The sequence below is a fragment of the Streptomyces sp. Isolate_45 genome (genome assembly GCF_024721315.2).
GTDB lineage: Bacteria > Actinomycetota > Actinomycetes > Streptomycetales > Streptomycetaceae > Streptomyces.
Genome location: NZ_JANFAK020000249.1, coordinates 1 through 8,603 on the forward strand (window position 1 = coordinate 1; position 8,603 = coordinate 8,603).

Consider the following 8,603-nt stretch of genomic DNA (forward strand, 5'->3'; position numbering starts at 1 on the left):
CCCCCCCCCCCCCCCCCCCCCCCCCCCCCCCCCCCCCCCCCCCCCCCCCCCCCCCCCCCCCCCCCCCCCCCCCCGACCCCCCTCGGCTAAGTCTCTATCCATCCGGAGCCCCTTGTTCACCCGTCCGAGCAGGCGCTCGGAGTGAATGGAGGGAGCGTATGGGGGCGCGTTGGCCCCGCGTTCTTTTCGTGCTGATCTTCACTTGCCTACCGTCATGAGCACGGAGCTCGCGGCGGGGGAGTGGTGCGGCGATGACGGACGAGGTCACGGCTGGTGCGGCGGCGTTCGACGCGGCCGCGGACGGCGCCGGGGACGGCGACCGGGGCGGGGGCACGGCGCCGGGCGTGGTCGGGGAGGCGCCGCCCGAGGGGTGGCCGGGGGCCGAGGGGCTCGTCAGGATCTGTGACGCGGCCGGCCTGCCGCGCGGTACCGGGTTCCTGGCCGACGACCACGGCACGGTGATCACCAGCCACGAGGCCGTCGACGGACCGGGCCGGATCGTGTTGCAGGCGCCGGGAGGGCGGACCTGGTGTGCGGAGGCGGCCGACGTGACGCCGCTGCCCGAGGTGGCGCTGGCCCTGGTGCGGACCGACGGCCTCGGGCTGCGGCCGCTGCCGGTCGCGGTGCGGGAGGGGCTTCCCGTGGGGACGTACGTACGGCTCCTTGCCCGGGGCTGGCGACAGGCGCGGGTGCTCGGGGCGGGTGCGGGGGTCACGTACAGCGCGGCGGCGCGTTCCCACGTGCTGCCCGTCACGGTCGAGCTGGCGATCGGCACCGCCGGCCGGGATGCCCTGGGACCGGGCGGTGGGGCCGGCGGGGGGCCGGTCCTGGACGCCGCGACGGGGGCGGTGCTCGCAGTCCTGGGCACCGCGCTCAAGGCGGAGCACCGCTCCGGGATCTTCGCGCTGCCCCTTCGGGCAGCCGCCGCGGCCGCTCCGGGCGGGCCCCTCGCGCGCCTGCTGGACCGCAACTCCGCGACCGTGCCCGGGTACGGGGCCGACCTGAACCTCGCGGGCGCCCTGGAGCTGACCGCGACCACCGTCGGTTCCGCCTGCCCGGCCGGCGGGCCCGGGGCCGGGCCGGACCCCGAACCGGTGGTCAGGCCCGCCCTCGCCGCCGCTCTCGCCGCCTTCACCGCCGGGGACCGCTTCGTCCTCGGCCTGGTCGGAAACCCCGGCACCGGACGCACCACGGCCCTCGCCGCCCTGACCGCCGAACGCGCCGGCGACCCCCGCCCCGCCCCCACCCTGTGGCTGCGGGGCGCGGACCTGCGGGAAGACGACGCCTCCCTGGCCGACGCGGTCTCCCGGGCCTTGGCGTCGGCCGTATCCGTGGTGATGGGCGCGGGTGTGGGGGGTGGCACCGGCGCGTGGGCCGGGGCTGCGACGGGCGGCGGATTCGACCCCGCGTTCGAGGCGGACGCGGGGGTGGGGCCACGGGTCGGGCGGGAACCGCGCACGACGTCGGATGCGGGGGTCGGTCGGGACGCGGGGGTAGGTACCTCCCCGGTCGGGTCGGGAGGACCCGGCCCGGGGGCCGGATCGGGGACGGCTCCGGGGTCAGGAGCTGGTGGCGGTGCCGGTGCCGACGTTGCGGCGGGTGTGGGTGCAGGTTCGGGAGCCGGGACGCGTACGGACGTCGGGCCGGGGCGGGCCGCACGGGGAGCGCCGGGCCCGGGAGCGGGAGGGGGCGCCGGAGTTGGCGCGGCGACCGGATGGGGAGCCGGTATTCCGGCAGGCGTCGGACCGGGCCTCGTACGGGGCACGGGTTCGGGTGCCGGGTCCGGAGCGGATGACGGCAACGGCGGCAGTGGTCAGCCGGGGGGAACCGACGCCCCGGGCGGAGTGGGTACACCCGGTACGCCGGATGGTTCCGGCGTACCGGGTGGCTCCTGCGGGTCGATCGATCACGGCAGGCCCGGAGGCGCTCGCACGCTGATCGATGCGCGTCGTCGGCCGGAAGGCCTCGGCGGGCCGGTCGGCCTCGGGCGGTCGGTTCGTCATGACCGGTCGGAAACGATCGGCTGGTTGAGCGGCCCCGGTGGGTCGGGTGTCCCCGGTGGGTGGGGGCGTCCCAGTCGGTGGGTCGACCTCGACCGGTCGGAAACCATCGGCCGGTTGAGCGGCACCGGTGGGTCGGGTGGCCTCGGGCCGTCGGCGGGATCGGGGGAGGAGGCCGCTGTGGAGGGCGCGGCCGAGCGGGTTTGCCGCGTCGCGGGGGCGGCCGGGCGGCCGCTGTTGGTGGTGCTGGACACGCCCGAGGAGATGCCGCCGTACCTCTCGCACCGCCTCGCGGCCTGGACCGAGGCCACCGTCGGGTGGCTGCGTTCGACGGGCACCCGGCTCGTCGTGGCCACGCGGCCCGAGTATTGGGAGCGGGCCGGAGCCCTGTATCCGCCCGAGGTGCTGCACACCCCGGCCCGCTCGGGTCGACGGCTGCCGGCCGCGCTTCCCGTGGAAGACCTGGACCCGGACGAGGCGGAGACCGCCCGTGCCCGGTACGGGATCCCCGCCGACGGCGTCCAGGACGCCGATGCCCGGCATCCGCTCACCCTCCGCCTACTCGCCGGGATCCGCGCCGCCGGGGTCACCGCCGGGTGTCCGGGCCGGGACGAGGTGTTCGGCGCCCACCTGGACCTGGTGGCCCTGCGCGTGGCGGTCCGGATCGCCACCTCGGGTGCGGTCCCGCCGCCCGCCGGCCGCCCGCAGGACGTCCCACCCGCGCCCCGGAACCCCCGCACCGGCTCGGTCGACCCCGCCGGGGACGGGCCTGCCCCGCAGCAGCCCGGCACACCGGAAGGGGGCGCCGGCGGTTCGGGCGCCTCAGTTCCGGCGGCGGGCGGCCCCGGCGTCCACGGATCGGGCCTCCACGTCGCTGCCGTCGACGGCTCGGGGGACAGCCGTACCGGCCTCCGCAGTGCTCCTGGTGCGACCGGTCCGGCTGTCCCGGGTCCGAACGCGCGTGATCGGGAGGCGGGCGGCTGGGGTGCGCTGGACCAGGGCGCGTGCGGCTTGAGGGGATGCTGGGGCGGCGTTCACGATCCGGCCGCCGGCGGTTCCGGTGTGGCCGGTCGGGGCATCCACGGCTCGGACGCCGACGGCCGACGGGGGAGCGGACGGGGGCCGGAGCGGGTGGGTGCCGGCGGGCCGACGAGCCACCGCATCGGGGTGCGCGACCTCGGCGTGCGGGGCCTCGGCGTCGGCAGCGGCGGGCTTGGGGGCCCGGGTATCCACGGCGCGGACGGGAGCGGGATTTGGGCAGCGGACCCCGATGGCCGGAGGTTGGCCGTGGAGGGCTCCGATGGGCTGGGATCGCGTGCGTACGGCGATGCCCGCCATGGGGGGCCGAACAGCGGGAACCCCGGCGGGCACGGACCGAGCGGGAGCGACCCCGGGCCGGGGAGCGCGGGCGCGAACGACTCGGGGGTCCCGGACCCCGGCCGGCAGGTTCCGGGACGATGGGGCTCCGAAGCCTGCGGCCCGACCGACCAGGGCACCGATGAACGCGACCCCGCCCACCTCGGCGTCGACGGGTACGGCTCCGCCTGGACGGACGTTGACGCGTACGGCCCCGCCTTCCCCGGCGTCGACAAGTGTGGCTCCTCCTGTGTCGGCTCCGACCGGCACGGCCGCGTTCGCTGCGGCGCCGACGGGGGTGGCCCCCTGTGCCCCCGCCCCGACGGGTGCGGATGCGCTGACCCCCGACCCGGCGGGTGCGGCTGCGTGCGTCCCGGCCCTCACGGGCCGGGGCCGGGCAGTCGGGCCGTCGGTGCCCCCGCCGCCGGCGCCCCCGCTCCCGCCGCGTGCGGCGGGAGCGGTCTCGGCGGGGTGTACGGGCCCGGCGTGCGGCGGCTTGCGGCGCGGGTGGCCGGGCGGGTGCACGAGGCGGCTCGGCGCTGCCTGGCGCAGGGGCGGCTGGACCGGGACGACTTCGAGGACCTGTTCCCCCGGCGCACCGGCTGGGCCTCCGCCGTCCTCACCGAGGGGCTGTTCGTGCCCGCCGGGCCCGGCGGCTACCGCTTCGCGCACGAGGAGCTGTCCGACTGGATCCAGGCCGGCCACCTCGACGTGCCGACCGCACTCGACGCCCTGGTCCACTCGGGCCCCGCCGAGCCCGGCCCGCCGGTGCCCCGGCACCGTGTCGGGCCCGTCCTGGAGGCGCTCCGCCGGCTGCCCCCGCCCGAGATCGGGATCCGGCTGACCCGGCTGGTCGGCGCCCTCAACGCCTTCGCCGAGGAGACGCCGGCCGTTCACCCCGACCGGGTCTGGTGGGCCGGCCGGTTGCTGCGCGAGTCCCTGCTGCGGGCCGCCGACGCCACCCCGCACCTGCCGGTCCTGCACGCCCTCGCCGAGCACGTGGCGCGGGCCGGCTCCGAGGAGTTCGGCGGCTGGTTCTGGAACCGGCTCCGGCTGTCCGAGGCCGACCGGCTCGACCTGCTCCGCCGCCTGCTGCCCGCCGACCACCGCTACCTCGACGCCGCCGCCCGCCGCCTCGTGCGTGACCCGCGGCTCGTCCAGCCCCTGCTCTGCGGCTGGTTCACCGACGAACGCCGGCTGCGCGAGCGCCCGGGAGCAACCGTCGCCACCGCGGCCCAGGCCCTCCTGCACACCCACCGGGGCCCCGCCGTGGACGCACTCACCGAGGCTCTGGTGAGTGCGGCGCACCACCGCGCCGACGAGCTGCTCGCGGCCCTCACCGAGGACGAGCCCTCCGCCCTGTGCCGGGCCGTGGACCGCTGGGCCCACGACGAACGGCCCGGACGCCGGGTCGCCGCCGCCGCGTACGGGCTCGCCACCGCTCCCCACGTCCGTACCCCGGCCGACCGGGAGCTGCTGCGGCACGCCGCCCTGGCGCTCCTCGCCCGGCCCACCGACGGCGCCCTGCACGGCAGCGCCCTCGGGATCCTGCTCCGCGATCCCCAGGTGCGGGCCCGCTACCTTCCCGACGCCCTCGCCTGCTTCCGCGACCCCGGGCGCGGCTCCCGGCTGCCCGCCTCCGCGCTGGTCGCGGCGCTGCCGGTGCTGCCCGACCCGGACGCGGTGTTCGCCGCGCTGCGCGCCCGCGCCGACGGGGAGGTGCTCCGCGCCCTGGCCGCGCTGACCACGCCGGGGTTGGCCCGCCGCGCGGGTGACCTCGTACGGGAGCACCTGGCGTGCCACCCGGAGGACGCCCCGCACGCCGCCGCCTTCGTGGACCGACGGCTGGACCAGGGGCCGGGCGCGGGGTCCGTGGTGCGCCCCCTCGTACTGGACCTGCTGCGGACCGGGCCGGCGCCCGTACGGGCCGAGCTGGCCCGGGTCCTGGGCGCGCCCGGCGCGGCACCCCCGTACGGGCTCCGCGGCGAGCTGGCCGACGTGCTGCTGCGCGAGGAGGGCGACCCCGAGGTGCTGGGCGCCTTCCTCGACGCCCTCGCCGCGGGGACCCGCGCCCGTCCCGAGGCACGCACCCGCGAGCTGCTCCGGCGGGCCGGGCGGCAGCTGTTGCGGATCCCGGGCGGCCCCACCGAGTTCGAGCACCGCACGGTGGAACTGGTCCGGACCGACCCGGCCTTCGGCGCGCTCGTCGCGCGCTGGCTCGCACAGGCGGGGGCGGAGGCCGCCGCGCTGCTCGGACCGGGTGCGCGGCGCACGGTGGAGACGCTCAGCAGGACCGTCCCGGACACCACGTGAGGCGGCAGCGGGCCGACGCCGACGCCGATGCGGGGCCCCGGCCACCGGCATGGCAGTCTTAGACCTGCAATCGGCAATCGGTACAGGGACTACACGGGTTCGGGCGAGGAGCGGTCACAGTGCAGCGCTGGCGTGGCTTGGAGGACATCCCCCAGGACTGGGGACGCAGCGTCGTCACCATCGGCTCCTACGACGGTGTGCACCGCGGACATCAGCTGATCATCGGGCGGGCCGTCGCCAGGGCCCGCGAGCTCGGCCTCCCGTCGGTGGTCGTCACCTTCAGTCCGCACCCCAGCGAGGTCGTACGGCCGGGCAGCCACCCGCCGATCCTCGCCTCCTACGACCGCCGCGCCGAGCTGATGGCCGGCCTCGGGGTCGACGCGCTGCTGATCCTGCCGTTCACGGCGGAGTTCTCCCAGCTGTCCCCGGCCGACTTCATCGTCAAGGTGCTGGCCGACAAGCTGCACGCGAAGGCCGTGATCGAGGGCCCGAACTTCCGCTTCGGCCACCGTGCCGCCGGCAACGTCGACTTCCTGCGCGAGCTGGGTGCCACGTACGACTACGAGGTCGAGGTCGTGGACCTGGTCGTGCGCGGGGAGGCCGGCGGCGGCGTGCCGTTCTCCTCCACGCTGGCGCGCCGGCTGGTCTCCGAGGGCGATGTCGAGGGGGCCGGCGAGATCCTGGGTCGCCCGCACCGCGTCGAGGGCGTCGTGGTGCGCGGCGCGCAGCGCGGGCGCGAGCTCGGCTACCCGACGGCGAACGTCGAGACGCAGCCACACACCGCGATCCCGGCCGACGGCGTGTACGCGGGCTGGCTGACGGCGGACGGCGAGCGGATGCCGGCCGCGATCTCGGTCGGCACGAACGTCCAGTTCGACGCCACCGAACGCACCGTCGAGGCGTACGCGATCGACCGGATCGGCCTGGACCTGTACGGGATGCACGTCGGCGTGGACTTCCTCGCGTACGTGCGGGGGATGGCGAAGTTCGAGTCGCTGGACGGGCTGTTGGAGGCCATCGCGGACGACGTGAAGCGCTCCCGGGTACTGACCGAGGCCTACGACAGCGAGCGCGCCGGGCGCTGAGCGGCACGCACCCCGAACGCGCCGGAGGGCCCGTACCGTCCCAGGTTTCCTGGACGGTACGGGCCCTCCGCGCGTCAGCCCCCGTATCCGTCAGCCGAGGCGCGGGTCGCGCGGGGGGCCGCCGGGCTGCTGGGGCGCCTGCGGCTGCTGCCGGGGTTGGCCGGGCTGCGGGTACGCCTGCCCGTACGGCTGCTGCGGCGGCTGGGGCTGTTGGTACGGGCCCGGCTGCTGGGGCTGCTGATGCTGCTGGGGGTACGGCGGTTGGTCGGACCGGGGCGCGCTCCAGTGGGCCTGCGCGGCCTGCTGCTGCGCCCGGGTGAAGTCCTCGGCGACCAGCGCGGAGAGGGTGAAGTACGCCTCCCGGGTCTTGGGCCGCATCAGGTCGAGGTCCACCTCGGCACCGGCCGCGAGGTGCTCGTCGAACGGCACCACGACGACGCCGCGGCAGCGGGTCTCGAAGTGCTGCACGATGTCCTCGACCTTGATCATCTTGGCGGTCTCGCGGACCCCGGAGATGACGGTGAGGGAGCGTGCGACGAGCTCGGCGTAGCCGTGCGCGGAGAGCCAGTCGAGGGTGGTGCTGGCGCTGCTCGCGCCGTCCACGGACGGGGTCGAGATGATGATCAGCTGATCGGCCAGGTCCAGCACGCCGCGCATGGCGGAGTAGAGCAGGCCCGTGCCCGAGTCGGTGAGGATGATCGGGTACTGGCGGCCGACGGTCTCGATGACGCGGCGGTAGTCCTCGTCGTTGAAGGTCGTCGAGACGGCCGGGTCCACGTCGTTGGCGATGATCTCCAGACCGGAGGGGGCCTGCGAGGTGAACCGGCGGATGTCCATGTACGAGTGCAGGTACGGGATCGCCTGCACCAGGTCACGGATCGTCGCCCCCGTCTCGCGGCGCACGCGGCGACCGAGGGTGCCGGCGTCCGGGTTCGCGTCGATCGCCAGGATCTTGTCCTGCCGCTCGGTGGCGAGCGTGGCGCCGAGGGCGGTCGTGGTCGTGGTCTTGCCGACGCCGCCCTTGAGGCTGATGACGGCGATGCGGTAGCAGGACATCACCGGCGTGCGGATCAGTTCCAGCTTGCGCTGACGGTCCGCCTCCGCGGCCTTGCCGCCGAAACGGAATCCGGAACGGCCCCCCTTCGACTTCTGCTTGGAGCGCAGCAGCCGGTCGGAGGACAGCTCGACGGCCGCGGTGTAGCCGAGTGGCGCCCCTCCGTTGCCATGGCCGGTCTGCTGGTACGGGGCGGCCTGCCGCGGCTGCGCCTGCGGTGTCTGCGCCTGCGGTGGCTGCTGGGCCTCGGGGGACCACTGGGCGGCGGAGGCCCGGGGGTCGGCGTGGGGCTGGGCCTGCGGTTGGGGGGCGCCGGGCGGGAAGCCGTAGCCCTGGGGCTGTTGCTGCTGGGGCGGCTGTGCCTGCTCCTGCGGCTGCGGGAAGCCGTACCCCGGCTGGGGCTCCGGCTGCGGCTGCTGCCTGCCGGTGGGCGGGAAGCCGTAGCCCTGGGGTTGCTGGGCCGGCCGTGCCTGCTCCTGCTCACGCGGAGGCGTCTGCGGGAAGCCGTAGCCCGGCTGTGGCTGCTGCTGACCGGGGGGCGGGAAGCCGTAACCCTGCGGCGCGCCCGGGGTTTCGAACGTGGGCGGCGGTGAAGGCAGTTCATCTCCGGATCCCACGAACGGGGGCTCCCCGGCGGGCTGCTGGGCATCCGCAGCGGCTACCGGCGGCGCGTACGGGCCCTGTTCCGCGGGAGCGGACGACCACCCGGCGCCGGGCGCCTGCGGCTCCTCCGCGCCACCCGGGGCGGGCGGCGTCGGGAACCCCGGAACCGGCGCGGCGGCGGACACGGGGGTC

At 76.7% G+C, this 8,603-nt stretch carries 3 protein-coding genes; 2 read left to right on the forward strand and 1 reads right to left on the reverse strand.

The window, feature by feature from the left end:
- Positions 1 to 251 precede the first annotated feature (251 nt).
- Positions 252 to 5,669, forward strand: coding sequence for a hypothetical protein (locus NOD94_RS38680; protein ID WP_281210939.1), 5,418 nt, complete (start codon positions 252 to 254; stop codon positions 5,667 to 5,669).
- A 119-nt stretch (positions 5,670 to 5,788) separates the two neighbouring features.
- Positions 5,789 to 6,754, forward strand: a complete 966-nt coding sequence (locus tag NOD94_RS38685) for a bifunctional riboflavin kinase/FAD synthetase (RefSeq protein ID WP_281210940.1) — start codon at positions 5,789 to 5,791, stop codon at positions 6,752 to 6,754.
- 90 nt (positions 6,755 to 6,844) lie between these two features.
- Here the strand turns inward: NOD94_RS38685 and NOD94_RS38690 are convergent.
- Positions 6,845 to 8,603, reverse strand: a 1,759-nt coding sequence (locus NOD94_RS38690; RefSeq protein WP_281210941.1) for an AAA family ATPase, incomplete at its 5' end; no start/stop codon positions are given.

Excerpts from the sequence above, each read along its gene's own strand:
- NOD94_RS38680 (WP_281210939.1), top strand. The coding sequence starts at position 252 with ATGACGGACGAGGTCACGGCTGGTGCGGCGGCGTTCGACGCGGCCGCG.